The organism is Mycobacteriales bacterium, from assembly GCA_035995165.1.
In the GTDB taxonomy this organism is placed as follows: domain Bacteria; phylum Actinomycetota; class Actinomycetes; order Mycobacteriales; family CADCTP01; genus CADCTP01.
The window spans coordinates 17,653-32,633 of the sequence record DASYKU010000155.1 but is presented as its reverse complement, the minus strand read 5'-3'; the positions used below and the strand labels follow the sequence as shown (position 1 = coordinate 32,633).

Genomic DNA, 14,981 nt, shown 5'->3' with positions numbered 1-14,981 from the left:
TACGACGAGGGTGGCCAGCTGACCGAGAAGGTGCGGCGCAAGCCGTTCTCGGTGGTGCTGTTCGACGAGGTGGAGAAGGCCCACCCGGACGTCTTCAACACGCTGTTGCAGGTGCTGGAGGACGGCCGGCTGACCGACGGTCAGGGCCGGATCGTGGACTTCAAGAACACCGTCCTGATCCTCACCACCAACCTCGGCACCCGGGACATCGCCAAGGCGGTCTCGCTCGGGTTCCAGGCCGGCAACGACACCGCGAGCAACTACGAGCGGATGAAGAACCGGGTCACCGACGAGCTCAAGCAGCATTTCCGCCCGGAGTTCCTCAACCGGATCGACGACATCATCGTCTTCCACCAGTTGAGCCAGGAGGAGATCGTCGACATCGTCGAGATCATGCTCACCCGGGTCGACGGCGCTCTGAAGAACAAGGACATGGGCCTGGAGCTCACCGTCAGCGCCAAGGCGCTGCTGGCGAAGAAGGGCTGGGACCCGGTGCTCGGGGCCCGGCCGTTGCGCCGGACCATCCAGCGCGACATCGAGGACTCGCTGTCCGAGAAGATCCTGTTCGGCGAGCTGACCGCCGGCCAGATCGTGGTGGTCGACACCCAGGGCGAGGGCGACGCGGAGGAGTTCACCTTCCGCGGCGAGGCCAAGCCCGCCCCGGTGCCGGACACGCCGCTGGTCGTGGACGTCGCGGGCGGCGCTGAGGAGTAGGTCCGTACGACGTGACGAAGGGCGGGACCCCGATCGGGGGTCCCGTCCTTCGGCGTTTCCGTCATGCGGTCCGGCGGCGGAACAGGACGGCCGCGCCGGCGTACGCGACCAGGAGCAGGCCGGCGCACCAGACGATCGCCTGCAGCCCGTACGAGCCGATTCCGGTGCCGAGCAGCAGCCCGCGCAGGGTCTCGGTGATCGGCGTGACCGGCTGCACGTCGGCCACCGCCCGCAGCCCGGCCCGCATCGTGTCGGTCGGCACGAACGCGCTGGACAGGTAGGGCAGGAACAGCACCAGGAAGGTGAACCCGTTCGCGCCCTCGACGGTGCGGACCAGCAGCCCGAAGCAGACCGCGACCCAGGACAGTGCCAGCACCCAGAGCAGCAGCATCCCGGCGACCGCGAGCCACTCCAGCGCACCCGCGTCCGGCCGGAACCCGGTCAGGTACGCCACCCCGATCACCAGCACGGTCGCCAGCGCGTTGCGGGCCAGGCTCGCCACGACGTGCCCGGTGAGCACGGCGGAGCTGACGATCGGCATCGACCGGAACCGGTCCACGATGCCCTCGGAGAGGTCCTGGGCCACGTCCACCGCGGTCGACGCGGCGCCGTAGCCGGTGCAGAGCAGGATGATCCCCGGCACCACGTAGTTCGCGTAGTGGCCGGTCGGGTCGATGGCGCCGCCGAAGACGTAGACGAACATCAGCATCAGCACCACCGGCAGGATCACCGACATCAGCAGCGACTCCAGGTTGCGCACGGTGTGCCGTACGGACCGGCCCACCATCGCGCCGGTGTCGGCGACGGCGAAGGTCAGCGTGCTCATCGGGTGGCTCCTTCGAGGGTGCGGGACTCCGTGCGGTCGGTCAGGGTGCGGAAGACGTCGTCGAGGGTGGGCCGGTGCGCGGTCACCGTCCGGACCGGGATGCCGCCCTCCGCGAGCGTGTTGAGCACGTGCCGCAGGTGGCCGGCCGTGCCGTCGGTGGCGACCCAGACGGTCTCCTCGGCCGTGCGGACCACGGTGTCGCCGAGCAGCGCGAGCGCGGGCCCGGCCGGGCCGGCCAGCAGCAGCGAGACCTGCTCGGTGCCGACCCGGCGCTTGAGCTCGTCGGCGCTGCCGGCGGCGACGACCCGGCCGCCGTCCAGCACCGCGATCAGGCCGGCCAGCCGGTCGGCCTCCTCCAGGTACTGCGTGGTCAGGAAGATCGTCACCCCGTCGGCGGCGAGCTCACCGACGACGTCCCAGACCGCCTGCCGGCTGCGCGGGTCCAGCCCGGTGGTCGGCTCGTCCAGGAACAGCACCTCGGGCCGGGCGATCAGGCTCATGGCCAGGTCGACCTTGCGGCGCATGCCGCCGGACAGGCTCCGGACCCGGCTGCGGGCGTCCGCGGTGAGCTCCAGCAGGTCGAGCAGCTCGGCCGCCCGGCGCCGGCGCTCGGCCCGGCCCAGGTGCCGCAGCCGGCCCATCAGCAGCAGGTTCTCCTCCGCCGTGAGCTGCTCGTCGACCGCGGCGAACTGACCGGTCAGGCTGATCGCCCGCCGGACCGCCGCGGGCTCGCCGACCACGTCCCGGCCGCAGACCCGGGCCCGGCCGCCGTCCGGCGGCTGGAGCGTGGCCAGGATCCGCACGGTCGTCGTCTTGCCGGCCCCGTTCGGGCCGAGCAGCGCGAACACCGAGCCGCGGGCGACGGTCAGGTCGACCCCGGCCAGCACGGTCTTCGGCCCGTACGCCTTGCGCAGGCCGATCGTCTCCACTGCGTTCACCGGGGTGCTCCCTCCAAGTTCGTGTATGTCGTACACAAGTTAGAGTAGGTCATACACAGTCTTAGGATGTCAAGCGATGAACGAGACCCCGCCCGGACTGCCGCCGGCGATCGTGCAGCTCTGGGGGCTGTCCGCGCCGGCCCGCCGGGGCGGCCCCAAGCCCGCCCTGAGCCTGGAACGGATCGTCGCGGCCGCGATCGAGCTGGCCGACGCCGGCGGGCTGGCCGCGCTGTCGATGAGCCGGCTGGCCGAGAAGCTCGGCTTCACCACGATGTCCCTCTACCGGTACGTGGCCAGCAAGGACGACCTGCTGGTGCTCTGCCTGGACGCGACGCTCGCGGCCGCGCCGGACCTCGACCCCGAGTCCGGCTGGCGGGTGCAGCTGGAGGGCTGGGCCGGGGCGCTGCGGGTCCGGTACCAGCAGCACGGGTGGATGCTGGACGTCCCGATCAGCGGGCTGCCGGCCGGGCCGAACCAGCTGGTCTGGTTCGAGCGCGGGTTGCGGGCGCTGGCCGGCACCACGCTGGAGGCCCAGGAACGGGCCAGCACGGTGCTGCTGCTGTCCACGTACGTCCGGGGGCAGGTCCAGATGGTCGCCGACCTGGTGCGGGCGGCGGTGCCCGAGTCGGGGCCGCCGGTCGACTGGGCCGCGGTGGTCCGCCAGGTCGCCGACCCGGAGCGGTTCCCCGAGGTGGCGAAGCTGGTCTCCGGCGGGGTGTTCGACGACGAGTTCGACGAGTTCCCGGACGACGAGTTCGCCTTCGGCCTGCGCCGGATCCTCGACGGCGTCGAGGTGCTGCACCGGTCTAGGGTTTCCGGGTGAAGCTGACCAAGTTCCCGCACGCCTGCTTCCGGATCGAGCAGGACGGCGCGGTCCTCGTCGTCGATCCGGGCGGCTTCTCGGAGCCGGCGGCCGCGCTGCACGGTGCGGACGCCGTGCTGATCACCCACGAGCACGCCGACCACGTCGACGTCGAGGCGCTCAAGGCCGCCGCCCACCCGGGGCTGGCCGTCTACACCCACCCGGACGTGGCCGCCCAGCTGACCGAAGTGGACGCGTCGGTGACGCCGGTGGTGCCCGGGGATGCCTTCACCGCGGCCGGGCTGTCCGTCCGGGTGTTCGGGGACCGGCACGCACACATCCACGAGGACGTGCCGGACCTGGCCAACAACGCGTACCTGATCGACGGGCGGCTCTACTACGCCGGCGACTCGTTCGCCGAGCCCGGCGTCGAGGTGGAGACGCTGATGGTGCCGATCGGGGCGCCCTGGATGAAGATCGCCGAGGCGATCGACTACGTCCGGGCGGTGGCGCCGCAGCGGGCCCACCCGACCCACGACGCGGTGCTGTCGGCGGCCGGGCAGGCGGTGTCCGACAACTGGATCGCGCAGCGCGGCGGCACCGACTACTCCCGCCTGGACCTCGGCAAGGCGATCCAGCTCTGACCCGCCCGGCCCGCCCGACGGCCCGCCCGGCGCGGCCCGGCCGGCGTGGCCCGCCCCGGCCGTGGTCGGCTCGCGTGGGTCGGGCTGGCGGGTCAGCTGGGTGCGAGGGTGCCGGGCAGGGCGAAGGTTCCGTCGGGGAGCGGGTCGATCAGGCCGTCGGCGACGAGACCGTCCAGGGCCCGGGCCCGCTGCACGTCGTCGGACCAGACCCGGTCCAGTGCGCCCATCGGGACCGGCCCCTCGCTTCCGCGCAGCACGTCCAGCAGCAGCCCGCGCACCTGCCGGTCGGTCCCGGCGAACCGCTGCGGTCGGGTCACCCGACCGTCGTACGGCGGACATCCGGCCGTCCGCCAGGCGCACGAGCCGACGATCGGACAGTCGGCGCATCGGGGCGAGCGAGCGGTGCAGACGAGCGCGCCGAGCTCCATCGTGGCGACCCCGAACCGGGCCGCCCGGGCCGGCCGCAGCGGCAGCAGCGCCTCGACCGTGGCCAGGTCCCGGGTGGTCGACGGCGGCCCGGCGTCGCCCTGCCCGAGCACGGCCCGCGCGACCACCCGGCGCACGTTGGTGTCGACCACCGGATGGCGCTGCCCGTAGGCGAACGAGGCCACCGCCCGGGCCGTGTACGTGCCCACCCCGGGCAGCGCCAGCAGCTCGTCCACATCGGCGGGGACCACCCCGCCGTACCGCTCCACGATGGCCCGGGCCGCCTCGTGCAGCCGCAGCGCGCGCCGGGGGTAGCCGAGCTTCCCCCACATCCGCACGGCCTCACCGGAGGGTGCGGCGGCGCAGTCGGCCGGCGTCGGCCACCGCACCAGCCAGGCCTCGTACGCGGGCAGCACCCGGGCCACCGGCGTCTGCTGCAGCATCAGCTCGCTGACCAGCACGGCCCAGGCGGAGACGCCGGGGCGCCGCCAGGGCAGGTCCCGGGCGGCGGTGTCGTACCAGTCCAGCACCGAGTCGGCGAATCCCTCCATCGCGCGCGAGACTAACCCGCCCCGGCGCCCGGAGCCGGCGGCGGCTCCCGTCCGCGGCCCCCCGAGCCGGGCGCGCCGGGAGGCGTGCGCTCCAGCTCCCGCCCCGGCCGCCGGAGGCGGCCGAGACCAGGGCCGGCCGTCCCGGCGCGGCACCCGGGCGCGGGGGATCGACGCGGTTACGGTGATCCACGTGCTGCATCCGGTCGGCCCCCTGCCGCCGCAGATCTACTGGCGGCGGCGGGCTCTGGCCTTCGCCGCCGTGGTCGTGGTGCTGCTGCTGATCTGGGCGATCCTGCCCGGCGGCGGCGACCAGCCCCGGGACACCGCGGCCGCGCTCGGCTCCTCCCCGAGCCCGACGGTGCCGGCGGCCGCGCCGACCTCGCTGACCGCGACCGCACCGAGCGGCGACCCGGGCCGGCCCGCGGGCGGCGGCCCGGCGGTCACCACGGCGCCGACCACCCCGGCCCGGACGACGCCGGCCCGCACGACACCCCCGCCGGCGCCGCCGAAGTCCTGCTCGGACTCGGCGATCCGGGTCAGCGTGGCGCCGAAGCAGCCGTCGTACCCGGTCGGCCAGAACCCCGTGCTGGACCTGCAGGTCCGCAACATCTCCGGGGTCGCCTGCACCCGCGACCTCGGCGCCTCGCTGCAGGAGATCCTGCTCTACCGGGGCTCGACCCGGCTCTGGTCCAGCAACGACTGCTTCCCCGGCGGCGGCCGGGACGCCGAGCTGCTGCGGCCCGGCGCGGTCGAGAGCTTCTCGGTGACCTGGTCCGGGCTCGGCTCGCGGCAGAAGTGCCAGGGCACCCGGACCCGGGTCGGCGCCGGCGCCTACACGCTGATCGGCCGGCTCGGCGCCGTGATCAGCAAGCGGGCCCCGATGGTCCTGAAGTAGCCGCTCAGACGTACCGCTCGAGGATCGAGGACTCGGCCAGCCGGGACAGGCTCTCCCGGATCGAGCGGGCCCGGGACTCGCCGACCCCCTCGACCGCCTGCAGGTCGTCCACGGTCGCCGCGAGCAGCTTCTGCAGCCCGCCGAAGTGGTCGACCAGCCGGTCCACGATCGCGCCGGGCAGCCGCGGCACCTTGGCCAGCAGCCGGTAGCCGCGCGGGCTGACCGCGGTCTCCAGCGACTCCAGGGTGGCGGCGAAGCCGAGCCCGCGGGCGACCGCGCCCAGGTCGAGCAGCTCGGTCGCGGACAGCGTGGCCAGCTCGGCCAGCGCCTCCTCGATGGTCCTCACGCGGCGGCTGTTGTCCGGCACGTAGTCCCGCGCGACCAGCGCGCGCTCGCCGTCCACGCCGGCCAGCAGCTCCTCCAGCTGCAGCGAGAGCAGCCGGCCGTCGGTGCCGAGCTCGACGACGTACCCGTCGATCTCGTCGGCGATCCGGCGCACCATCTCCAGCCGCTGCGCCACCGCGGTCGCGTCCCGGACGGTGACCAGGTCCTCGATCTCCAGCGCGGACAGCGTCCCGGAGACCTCGTCCAGCCGCAGCTTGTAGCGCTCCAGCGTGGACAGCGCCTGGTTGGCCCGGGACAGGATCGCGGCCGAGTTGTCCATCACGTACCGGCGGCCCTCGACGTAGAGGCCGATGACGCGCATCGACTGGCTGACCGAGATCACCGGGTAGCCGGTCTGCGAGGAGACCCGCTGGGCGGTGCGGTGCCGGGTGCCGGACTCCTCGGTCGGGATGCTCGGGTCCGGCATCAGCTGGGTGGCCGCCCGCACGATCCGGGAGCCGTCCGTGGCCAGCACCACCGCGCCGTCCATTTTGGACAGCTCGCGCATGCCGGTCGCGGAGAACTCCACGTCCAGCGGGAAGCCGCCGGTGCACAGCGACTCGACCAGCTTGTCGTAGCCGAGCACCACCAGCGCGCCGGTGTTGCCGCGAAGGATCCGCTCGAGACCGTCCCGCAGGCCGGTCCCGGGCGCGATCATGGCGAGGGTCGTGCGGAGCTTGTCCTCGCGGTCCGGCACCGCCACCTGCTCTCCCCGGGTCACTGACGGCGTCAGTCTACGGTCGCGTGTCGAATGAACACCGCACGTGATCGCTCCCCTACGCCGTCGTGAACCGTACCCGCCTCATCGGACAAGGACGGGACGTGAGGATTCCGACATGAGCAGCGCCACCGAGGCGCGGACCGACGGCGAGCTGATCGCCGCCTCGGTGCCGGCGGGCGAGCAGTTCGCGGCGGTGTTCGACCGGCACGCCCGGACCGTGCACCGCTACCTCGCCCGTCGGGCCGGCACCGCCGCCGCCGACGACCTGCTGGCGCAGACCTTCCTGGTCGCCTTCGAGACCCGGGCCCGGTACGACGCGTCCCGGCCGGACGCGCTGCCCTGGCTCTACGGCATCGCGACCAACGTGCTGCGCCGGGCCCGGCGGGACGAGATCCGGCTCTACCGGGCGCTGGCCCGCAGCGGGGTCGACCCGGACGCGCCGTCCCCGGCCGACGGGGTGGCCGACCGGGTCGACGCCCGGGCCGCCACCGCGGCGCTGGCCGGCGTGCTGGCCGGCCTGGCCGCCGGCGACCGGGACGTGCTGCTGCTCGTCGCCTGGGGCGGGCTGTCCCAGGACGAGGTCGCCCTCGCACTCGAGCTGCCGCTCGGCACCGTCAAGTCCCGACTGCACCGGGCCCGTACGCAGCTGCGTGCGGCCCTGTCCACAGAGGAGCGTTCCCATGGATGAGCTGGACCTGCTGAGCCGGGTACGCGACGACGTCCCCGAGCTGGACGAGCTGACCGCACGCCGGATCCGCGCGGCCGTCCTGACCCCGGCGCCCCGGATCCGCGCCGGCGTCCTGGCCCCGGCGCCCCGGGTACGCCGGGCCCGGCTGCGGGCCGGGGTCGCGGCCGCCGCGGTCGCCGCCGTGCTGGGCGGGTCGGTCGCCGTCACCGGAGTGGGGTCGGGCGGCGACGCACCGATCGGGGCGACCGCCGCGGCGGCCGACGTGCTGACCGCGGCCGCGACGGCGGCGCTGCGCGGCGGCTTCCCGGCGGCGGGACCCGGCCAGGTCCTGTACCGGCGCACGATCCAGCGGGACTTCATCGACAGCCCGTCCGCGGCGATCAGCCTGAGGGTTCTTCGGGCCGGCCCGAAGAACCTGCCGGCCGCGCACAGCTGCGGCTCGGTGACCGAGGTCTGGGCGCCCGCGGACGTCAAGGCCGACGGTCTGAGCCGGCAGGTCGGCGGGCTGCTGCGCCCCGGCCCCGAGGGCGACCCGGCGCAGGAGCAGAAGGACCCGCGCTGCAAGCCGGTCGCGAACCGGACGCGGCTGCCGGCCGCGGCCCAGCACGACACCGAGGAACTGCGGGCCCTGCCCATGGACCCGCACGCCCTGTACGAGGCGGTCAGCAAGCGGGTCGGGTACGTCGGCAGCCCCAGCAACCCCGGCCTGACCATGCTCGAGCTCACCCGGCTCACGACCGCGTCGGCGTCACCCCTGCTGACCCCGCGGCGGATCGCGGCGCTGTTCCGGGCGATGACGTACGTGCCCGGGGTTCGGCTGGCCGGACCGGGCCGGGACCTGCTCGGCCGGCGCGGGATCGTCCTGGAGTGGAGCTGGAGCACCGGTGAGGTCCAGCAGGTCATCATCGACCCGCACGACGGGCAGGTGCTGGGCAACCGGGTGGTGTTCACCCAGGACACCGAGACCACCCAGATCCGGGTCGCGCCGCACGAGCCGCTCAAGGTCACCGGCTTCTCCGCGAGGCTCGTCCCGGCCGGCTCGAGGTGGCTGGACAAGGCCACCGTCACCGGCGTGGTGGACCGCATCGGACAGCGCCCCTGAGCCTTCCGGTGGGGCGGGCGCGCGGCTCAGCGCGGGAGGGTGCGCAGCGCGGCACCGAGGTCGGCGACCTCGGTGACGCGCATCCCCGGCGGCACCGGCCCGGGCTCCGGCGGCACCAGCGCGGCGGTGAAGCCGAGCCGGGCCGCCTCGGCCAGCCGCCGGCCGACCGCGCCGACCGGGCGGACCTCGCCGGACAGCCCGACCTCGCCGAGCACCACGGTCGCGGTCGGGATCGGCGCGTCCCGGGCCGCGGAGGCGACCGCGAGCGCCAGCGCCAGGTCGGCGGCGGGCTCGGTCACCCGGACGCCGCCGACGGTCGCGGTGAACACGTCGTCGTCGCCCAGCTTGACCCGGCCGCGCCGCTCCAGCACGGCCAGCACCATCGCCACCCGGGCCGAGTCCAGCCCGCTCACGGCCCGCCGCGGGGTCGCCAGGGTGGACCGGGCCACCAGCGCCTGCACCTCGGCCAGCAGCGGCCGGCGGCCCTCCACGGTCACGGTCACGCAGGTGCCGGCCACCGGCTCCGTACGCCGGGACAGGAACAGGCCGGACGGGTCCGGCAGCCCCTCGATCCCGCCGTCGGTCAGCTCGAAGCAGCCGACCTCGTCGGCCGGGCCGAACCGGTTCTTCGTCGCCCGGACCAGCCGCAGCGTCGAGTGCCGGTCGCCCTCGAACTGCAGCACCACGTCGACCAGGTGCTCCAGCACCCGCGGCCCGGCGATCGCGCCGTCCTTGGTCACGTGCCCGACCAGCACGGTCGCCATCCCGCGGGCCTTCGCCACGGCGATCAGCGCGGCCGCGACCGCGCGGACCTGGGTCACGCCGCCGGCCGTGCCCTCCACCACCGGGGAGGCGATCGTCTGCACCGAGTCGACCACCAGCAGGCCCGGCTCGACCGCGTCGACGTGCGCCAGCAGCGCGGCCAGGTCGGTCTCCGCGGCCAGGTAGAGCCGCGGGTGCAGGGCGCCAGTCCGCTCGGCCCGCAGCCGGACCTGGGCCGCGGACTCCTCGCCCGTGACGACCAGCGCGGTGCCGCCGGCCGCGTAGTGCTTGGCCACCTCCAGCAGCAGGGTGGACTTGCCGACCCCGGGCTCGCCGGCCAGCAGCAGCACCGCGCCGGGGACGAGACCGCCGCCGAGCACCCGGTCCAGCTCGCCGAGGCCGGTCGGCCGGGCCCGGGCCGCCTCGACGTCGATCTCGGCGATGGGCCGGGCGGGCGCGGTGACGACGCCGGCGGTGACCGCGGCGCTCAGCGGGCGCAGGCCGACCGGCCCGGCCCCGACCTCACCGACGGACCCCCAGGCCTGGCACTCCGGGCAGCGGCCCACCCACCGGGGCGGGGTGTGCCCGCACTCCGAGCACTTGTACGCCGCCCGATCCCGCGTCTTCGCCACGGCCGAGAACGTAGCCGGGCGGTCCGACAGAACCGGGGCTAGCCCTCGGCGGGGGTCACGGTCGGCGCCAGCGAGACCTGACCGGTGGGCACGCCGACCGCGATCGTCAGCGTCACCGGGCCGGCCTTCTGGAAGGTCAGCGTCACCTGCAGGGACTGGGCCGGGTAGAGCTTCTCGGTCAGGTCGGTCAGCACCACCGACGGGCCGTCGTCGGCGAACGAGACGTACCCGTTGGCCGGGATCGAGATCTGCGCCGGCGCCGCCGCGGTCGGCGTCGGGCTCTCGGTCGGCGACGCGGACGCGCTGCCGGACGGGGACGCGGAGCCGGACGCGCTGTCGGAAGGGGACGCGGAGCCGGACGCGGTGTCCGACGGCGAGGCCGAGCCGGACGCCGTGTCGGACGGGGAGGCGCTGTCCGAGGCGGACGCGCTCGCCGACGGCGAGTCGCTGCCCGGCGCGGCCGTGGCCGACGGGTCGGTGATCGCGACGCTGTCCGCCGCGGGCGACGTCACCGACGTCAGCGTGTCGCTGGCGATGCCCTGGTTGGTGATCACCATCCGCAGCCGCGCGGTCGCGCCCTTGTCGTAGAGGCCGTCGGTCGGGTATTCCAGCGCGGCGTCGCGGATCGACAGCTGGCCGACCTCGGCCATGCTGCCGTCGACGGTGGGGTGCTGCTCGGCGGTCTGCGCGATCTGCCCCGCACCGCAGCCGGCGAGCGCGAGCCCGCCCACGACAACCAGCCCGGCCAGCGCGGACCGGGACGTCGAGCGGATCACGGCCACCGGCCTCCTGTCGTACGGGCGGAACGTCGAGCCGTCAGCGTAGCGGCGGCGCTCCCGGCCTACCCGCGCAGGTCAGCGCAAAGCGGTTCCCGACCCGACCAGCAGCGCGACGTCCACCGCCGCGACGACCAGCACGCCCAGGAACGCCGCCCGCGATCCCGGCCGCCGGCCCAGCACCGCGGCGCCCACCCCGCAGACCACGGCCACCACCACGGCGCCGGCCCCGAGCACCCCGGGCGGACCCGGCGGTCCCAGCGCGAGCACCACCGAGGCGGCGGTCAGCAGCAGCCCGGCGGCGACCCGGGAGCCGGTCGGGCCGAGCCGGTGCGGCAGCCCCCGTACGCCGGTGGCCAGGTCGTCGGCGATGTCCGGCAGCACGTTGGCGAAGTGCGCGCCCGTGCCGAGCAGCGCGCCCGCGGCGACCAGCCAGCCGAACACCGGGTGCCCCGGCAGCCCGGCGGTGACGAACGCCGGCAGCAGCCCGAACGAGACCCCGTACGGCAGGACCGAGAGCACGCTCCGTTTCAGTCGCAGGTTGTACGACCAGGCCGAGAGCACCGCGACCAGGTGCAGCGAGCCGGCCTGCCACCCGGACAGCAGCGACAGCGGCACCACCGCGACCGCGGCCACCAGCATCGCGGCCCGCAGCGTCGCCGCCGTCAGCGCCCCGGCGGCCAGCGGCTTGTCCGCCCGCCGGACCCGGACGTCGCGGTCCCGGTCGAGGTAGTCGTTCATCCAGCCGACCGAGAGCTGCCCGGCCAGCACCGCGGCGGCGACCGCGACCGTCCCGCCGACCCCGCGCCCGACCGCGGCCGCCAGCGCCGCCGCCACCGCGGTCACGGCGGCGGTCGGCTCCGGATGGCAGGCCCGGACCAGCCCACGCAGGGTCCCCACGGGCAGACCGTAGAGACCGGCGGCTCAGCTTGCCGGTGCGGCCTCGGGTACGAGCTGGTCGAGCTCGCTGTCCAGCGTCTGGATGGACGCTCCCGGCAGCACCCGCTGGATCTGGCCGCCGCCGGTGACGAGCACCAGCACCGGGCCGCCGGGCACCCGCCTGCCGTCCTTCTCCGCGTTGTAGCGCTGCGCGACCGTGCCGGTCGGCTCGGCCAGCCGGGTCGCGGTCGCGTCGGTCAGCCCGGCCGGGAGCGTCGGCAGGGTCCGGTCGACGAGGTAGAAGTTCACGTTGTGCCGGCGGGCGGCGGCGCCGGCGCCGGCCAGCGCGGTGTCGCAACCGCAGCCGTCCGGGGCCAGCGCGAACACGCCGGGCCGGAACCCGCGGATCCGGCGCGGGCTGCCGTCCCGCATCCGGACGATCACGTCGGGCAGCGGGTCGGTCTGGGCCACGCCGAGGGTGGTGACGGTGCCGGCGGTCCGGCGCGGCTGGAAGAGCACCAGCAGCCCGGCCACCCCCGCGATCAGCAGCACGGCGACCAGCACCATCGGCGCGGTCGTCCGGCCCGGGGCGGTCAGCCGCCGCAGCCGGCCGCGCCGGCGTTGCACCCGGCGCTCCCGGCGCAGGGCCCGGACCTCGGCGTCCAGCTCGCTGATGTCGTCGGGGACGACGATCCGGTCGACCCAGGAAGCCCCACCGGCCTCACCGGACCGGTCGTCGTCGTCATCACGGCGCACTCGTCCACTCTCCGCTCGCGCCGCGGTGGGCGCAACGTACCGGCTCGCCCGATTGTCCACGGAGATCGGCTTCCGCCCGGTCCGTACGGACCCCGGCAGCACGCGGATCTCCGCTTGTCAACCCCCCGCCTTACCCAGCCCGTGGTCCTGACCTGCAGAAACGTGGATCGTAGATGGTGAGGTCGGCTCCGCGTCGTGTTATTCTGGGGTGTAGCGAAAGGGGTCACAGACACATGGTTTTCAAGGTCGGCGAGACCGTCGTCTACCCGCACCACGGGGCAGCTGTCATCGAGGCCATCAGGACCCGCGTGATCAAGGGCGAGGAAAAGATCTACCTCGTCCTCAAGGTAGCCCAGGGCGACCTGACGATCGAGGTGCCGTCCGCGAACGCCGAGATCGTCGGTGTCCGCGACGTCGTCGGTCAGGAAGGCCTGGACAAGGTCTTCGAGGTCCTGCGCGCACCTCACACGGAGGAGCCGACCAACTGGTCGCGGCGTTACAAGGCCAACCTCGAGAAGCTCGCCTCCGGCGACGTGAACAAGGTGGCCGAGGTCGTTCGCGACCTGTGGCGGCGTGACCGGGAGCGCGGCCTGTCCGCGGGGGAGAAGCGCATGCTCTCCAAGGCCCGGCAGATCCTGGTCAGCGAGCTCGCGCTCGCCGAGGGCACCAACGAGGACAAGGCCGAGGTCCTGCTCGACGAGGTCCTCGCGTCCTGACGAGCGCGGGTCCGTGATCGTCACCGGCGTCGTCCTGGCGTACGGGGAGGATCCCGGGCCTCTCGATGGCAAGACGTTGATCGATCACGCCGCTTCCGCGCTACGCGGGAGCGGTGTGGTCGATTCTGTCGTTCTGGCGTCCGGCTCCTCGGCCCACGACGCCCTGCACGCGGCCTTGTCGCGGGTCGACGACGCGGACATCGTCGTGCTGCACGACGTACACCGGCCGCTGGCGCCGCCGTCGCTGGTGGTCGCGGTGCTGGCCGCGGTCCGGGCCGGCGCCGACGCGGCGCTGCCGGTGGTCGAGGTGACCGAGACGGTCAAGGAGGTCGACGACGCCGGCCTCATCGTCCGTACGGTGCCGCGCGAGTCGCTGGTGCAGGAGCAGTTCCCCCGGGCCGTACGGGGTGCGCTGCTGCGGGCGGCGCACCGGTCCTGCGCGGCGGAGGACCCGCTGATCCCAGCCGGGTCCGGGGTCGTCACGGTGCTGGGTACGCCGGACTCGGTGCCGGTGCACGACGCCCGGGACCTGGAGTTCGCGGCCGCCGTCCGGGCCGTCCGGGCCGCCCGGGGCTAACCCCGGAGCAGGTGCTCGGCCAGGGCCAGGTCGGGCCGGTAGGTCACCTTCACGTTGCGCGGGTCGCCCGGGATGCAGTGCACGCCGATCCCCGCGTACCGCTCGACACAGGCGGCGGTGTCGGTGCCGGCGAACCCGTCCCGCTCGGCCCGCTCGTACGCGTCCAGCAGGAGGGCGGCCCGGAACGCCTGCGGCGTCTGCACCCGGACCAGCGTGCCGCCGACCGGGTGCAGCTCGTGGTCGGCGACGTCGGCCAGCGGTACGCCCGGGACCGCGGCCCCGTGCTCCCGCGCGGCCGCGACCGTGGCGGCGACCAGCGCGGGCGCCACGACCGGCCGGGCGCCGTCGTGGATCGCGACCACGTCGATCTCGCCGGCCCGGATCGCCGGGGCCAGCAGCTGCAGCGCGGCCCACTCCGAGGCGTGCCGGTGCTCGCCGCCGTCGACGATCTCGACCTCGCGGCCGGTGACCGCGGCCGCGGCCCGGCGGGCCGGACCGCGGTCGGCGGGCCGGGCGACCAGCACCAGCCGCCCGATCTCCGGCGCGGTCGCGAACGCCTCCAGCGCCCAGGACAGCAGCGGGCGGCCGGCCAGCGGAAGGTAGACCTTGTTGCCCTCGGCGCCCAGCCGGGTCCCCGACCCGCCGGCCAGGACGACGGCGGCGGCACTGGACACGCTCGCACGGTAACCGCCCACCCGCGGATCCGCAGACCGGCAAGATGCAGCCATGCGAGTGGGGATCGGGGTGGACGTGCATCCGGTGGAGGCCGGCCGCCCGTGCTGGCTGGCCGGGCTGCGCTGGGACGGCGCCGACGGCTGCGCCGGGCACTCCGACGGGGACGTCGTCGCCCATGCGGCCTGCGACGCGCTGCTGTCCGCGGCCGGGCTCGGCGACCTCGGCTCCGTCTTCGGTACGTCCGACCCGCGCTGGGCCGGCGCGTCCGGCGTCGCGCTGCTCGCCGAGACCGCGCGGCTGCTCACCGGCGCCGGCCTGCGGCCGGGGAACGTGGCGGTCCAGGTCGTCGGCGAGACCCCGCGGGTCGGCCCGCGGCGGGCCGAGGCCGAGGCCGTTCTGACGGCCGCGGTGGGGGCGCCGGTGTCGCTCTCCGCGACCACGACCGACGGCCTCGGGCTGACCGGGCGCGGGGAGGGCCGGGCGGCGATCGCGACCGCACTCGTCTTTCCGGGCTGAG

Annotated in this window: 18 protein-coding genes; 9 read left to right on the top strand and 9 right to left on the bottom strand. The window is 75.0% G+C overall.

Annotated elements, in window-relative coordinates:
- Positions 1–714 (top strand): AAA family ATPase (locus VGP36_25585; protein HEV7658085.1); only part of this gene is annotated, 714 nt, incomplete at its 5' end.
- A gap of 61 nt (positions 715–775) precedes the next feature.
- On the opposite strand, the gene VGP36_25580 is transcribed toward VGP36_25585, so the two are convergent.
- On the bottom strand, positions 776–1,540 hold the full coding sequence (locus tag VGP36_25580) for an ABC transporter permease (GenBank protein ID HEV7658084.1): 765 nt from the start codon (positions 1,538–1,540) through the stop codon (positions 776–778).
- A complete protein-coding gene (locus tag VGP36_25575; GenBank protein ID HEV7658083.1) occupies positions 1,537–2,478 on the bottom strand; it encodes an ATP-binding cassette domain-containing protein in 942 nt (313 codons plus the stop codon). The genes VGP36_25580 and VGP36_25575 overlap by 4 nt, the downstream gene beginning before the upstream one ends.
- A gap of 76 nt (positions 2,479–2,554) precedes the next feature.
- On the opposite strand from VGP36_25575, the gene VGP36_25570 reads away from it, so the two are divergent.
- Both VGP36_25570 and VGP36_25565 read left to right on the top strand, forming a co-directional pair.
- The gene (locus tag VGP36_25570; protein HEV7658082.1) at positions 2,555–3,301 is read left to right on the top strand and encodes a TetR/AcrR family transcriptional regulator; all 747 of its coding nucleotides are present in this window, start codon (positions 2,555–2,557) and stop codon (positions 3,299–3,301) included.
- Positions 3,298–3,924, top strand: a complete 627-nt coding sequence (locus tag VGP36_25565; GenBank protein ID HEV7658081.1) for an MBL fold metallo-hydrolase — start codon at positions 3,298–3,300, stop codon at positions 3,922–3,924. The genes VGP36_25570 and VGP36_25565 overlap by 4 nt, the downstream gene beginning before the upstream one ends.
- 92 nt (positions 3,925–4,016) lie before the next feature.
- Here VGP36_25565 and VGP36_25560 read toward each other — a convergent pair whose 3' ends face one another.
- Positions 4,017–4,901, bottom strand: coding sequence for an A/G-specific adenine glycosylase (locus tag VGP36_25560; GenBank protein HEV7658080.1), 885 nt, complete (start codon positions 4,899–4,901; stop codon positions 4,017–4,019).
- Between the two features lie 190 nt (positions 4,902–5,091).
- Here VGP36_25560 and VGP36_25555 point away from each other — a divergent pair, with 190 nt between their 5' ends.
- Entirely contained in the window at positions 5,092–5,796 is a 705-nt protein-coding gene (locus VGP36_25555) for a hypothetical protein (GenBank protein HEV7658079.1), read from the top strand.
- Between the two features lie 4 nt (positions 5,797–5,800).
- On the opposite strand, the gene disA is transcribed toward VGP36_25555, so the two are convergent.
- Positions 5,801–6,883: a DNA integrity scanning diadenylate cyclase DisA gene (gene disA, locus VGP36_25550; protein ID HEV7658078.1), complete on the bottom strand. Its 1,083-nt coding sequence runs from the start codon at positions 6,881–6,883 to the stop codon at positions 5,801–5,803.
- A 133-nt stretch (positions 6,884–7,016) separates the two neighbouring features.
- Between disA and VGP36_25545 the strand changes: the two genes are divergently transcribed.
- Both VGP36_25545 and VGP36_25540 read left to right on the top strand, forming a co-directional pair.
- Entirely contained in the window at positions 7,017–7,589 is a 573-nt protein-coding gene (locus tag VGP36_25545; protein HEV7658077.1) for an RNA polymerase sigma factor, read from the top strand.
- Entirely contained in the window at positions 7,582–8,691 is a 1,110-nt protein-coding gene (locus VGP36_25540; GenBank protein HEV7658076.1) for a CU044_5270 family protein, read from the top strand. The genes VGP36_25545 and VGP36_25540 overlap by 8 nt, the downstream gene beginning before the upstream one ends.
- A gap of 26 nt (positions 8,692–8,717) precedes the next feature.
- Here the strand turns inward: VGP36_25540 and radA are convergent, their stop codons facing one another.
- The 4 genes from radA to VGP36_25520 form a co-directional block, all read right to left on the bottom strand.
- Positions 8,718–10,085 (bottom strand): DNA repair protein RadA, encoded by a 1,368-nt coding sequence (radA, locus tag VGP36_25535; protein ID HEV7658075.1) that lies wholly within the window; start codon positions 10,083–10,085, stop codon positions 8,718–8,720.
- Positions 10,086–10,123: 38 nt separating this feature from the next.
- Complete coding sequence (locus VGP36_25530) at positions 10,124–10,867, bottom strand: copper chaperone PCu(A)C (protein ID HEV7658074.1); 744 nt, start codon at positions 10,865–10,867, stop codon at positions 10,124–10,126.
- Positions 10,868–10,939: 72 nt separating this feature from the next.
- Positions 10,940–11,761, bottom strand: a complete 822-nt coding sequence (locus tag VGP36_25525) for a UbiA family prenyltransferase (GenBank protein HEV7658073.1) — start codon at positions 11,759–11,761, stop codon at positions 10,940–10,942.
- 24 nt (positions 11,762–11,785) lie between these two features.
- Positions 11,786–12,496, bottom strand: a complete 711-nt coding sequence (locus VGP36_25520) for a hypothetical protein (protein HEV7658072.1) — start codon at positions 12,494–12,496, stop codon at positions 11,786–11,788.
- A 233-nt stretch (positions 12,497–12,729) separates the two neighbouring features.
- On the opposite strand from VGP36_25520, the gene VGP36_25515 reads away from it, so the two are divergent.
- A complete protein-coding gene (locus tag VGP36_25515; GenBank protein ID HEV7658071.1) occupies positions 12,730–13,212 on the top strand; it encodes a CarD family transcriptional regulator in 483 nt (160 codons plus the stop codon).
- Positions 13,213–13,327: 115 nt separating this feature from the next.
- Positions 13,328–13,789 (top strand): 2-C-methyl-D-erythritol 4-phosphate cytidylyltransferase, encoded by a 462-nt coding sequence (locus VGP36_25510; GenBank protein ID HEV7658070.1) that lies wholly within the window; start codon positions 13,328–13,330, stop codon positions 13,787–13,789.
- On the opposite strand, the gene VGP36_25505 is transcribed toward VGP36_25510, so the two are convergent.
- The gene (locus VGP36_25505) at positions 13,786–14,463 is read right to left on the bottom strand and encodes an IspD/TarI family cytidylyltransferase (GenBank protein HEV7658069.1); all 678 of its coding nucleotides are present in this window, start codon (positions 14,461–14,463) and stop codon (positions 13,786–13,788) included. The genes VGP36_25510 and VGP36_25505 overlap by 4 nt on opposite strands.
- Positions 14,464–14,515: 52 nt before the next feature.
- Here VGP36_25505 and ispF point away from each other — a divergent pair, with 52 nt between their 5' ends.
- Positions 14,516–14,980, top strand: a complete 465-nt coding sequence (ispF, locus tag VGP36_25500; GenBank protein HEV7658068.1) for a 2-C-methyl-D-erythritol 2,4-cyclodiphosphate synthase — start codon at positions 14,516–14,518, stop codon at positions 14,978–14,980.
- The last annotated feature ends 1 nt before the right edge of the window (position 14,981 follow it).

Coding starts and splice junctions, on each gene's coding strand:
- VGP36_25515 (HEV7658071.1), top strand. CDS start 12,730: ATGGTTTTCAAGGTCGGCGAGACCGTCGTCTACCCGCACCACGGGGCA.
- VGP36_25580 (HEV7658084.1), bottom strand. CDS start 1,540: ATGAGCACGCTGACCTTCGCCGTCGCCGACACCGGCGCGATGGTGGGC.
- ispF (HEV7658068.1), top strand. CDS start 14,516: ATGCGAGTGGGGATCGGGGTGGACGTGCATCCGGTGGAGGCCGGCCGC.
- VGP36_25540 (HEV7658076.1), top strand. CDS start 7,582: ATGGATGAGCTGGACCTGCTGAGCCGGGTACGCGACGACGTCCCCGAG.
- VGP36_25570 (HEV7658082.1), top strand. CDS start 2,555: ATGAACGAGACCCCGCCCGGACTGCCGCCGGCGATCGTGCAGCTCTGG.
- VGP36_25560 (HEV7658080.1), bottom strand. CDS start 4,901: ATGGAGGGATTCGCCGACTCGGTGCTGGACTGGTACGACACCGCCGCC.
- VGP36_25545 (HEV7658077.1), top strand. CDS start 7,017: ATGAGCAGCGCCACCGAGGCGCGGACCGACGGCGAGCTGATCGCCGCC.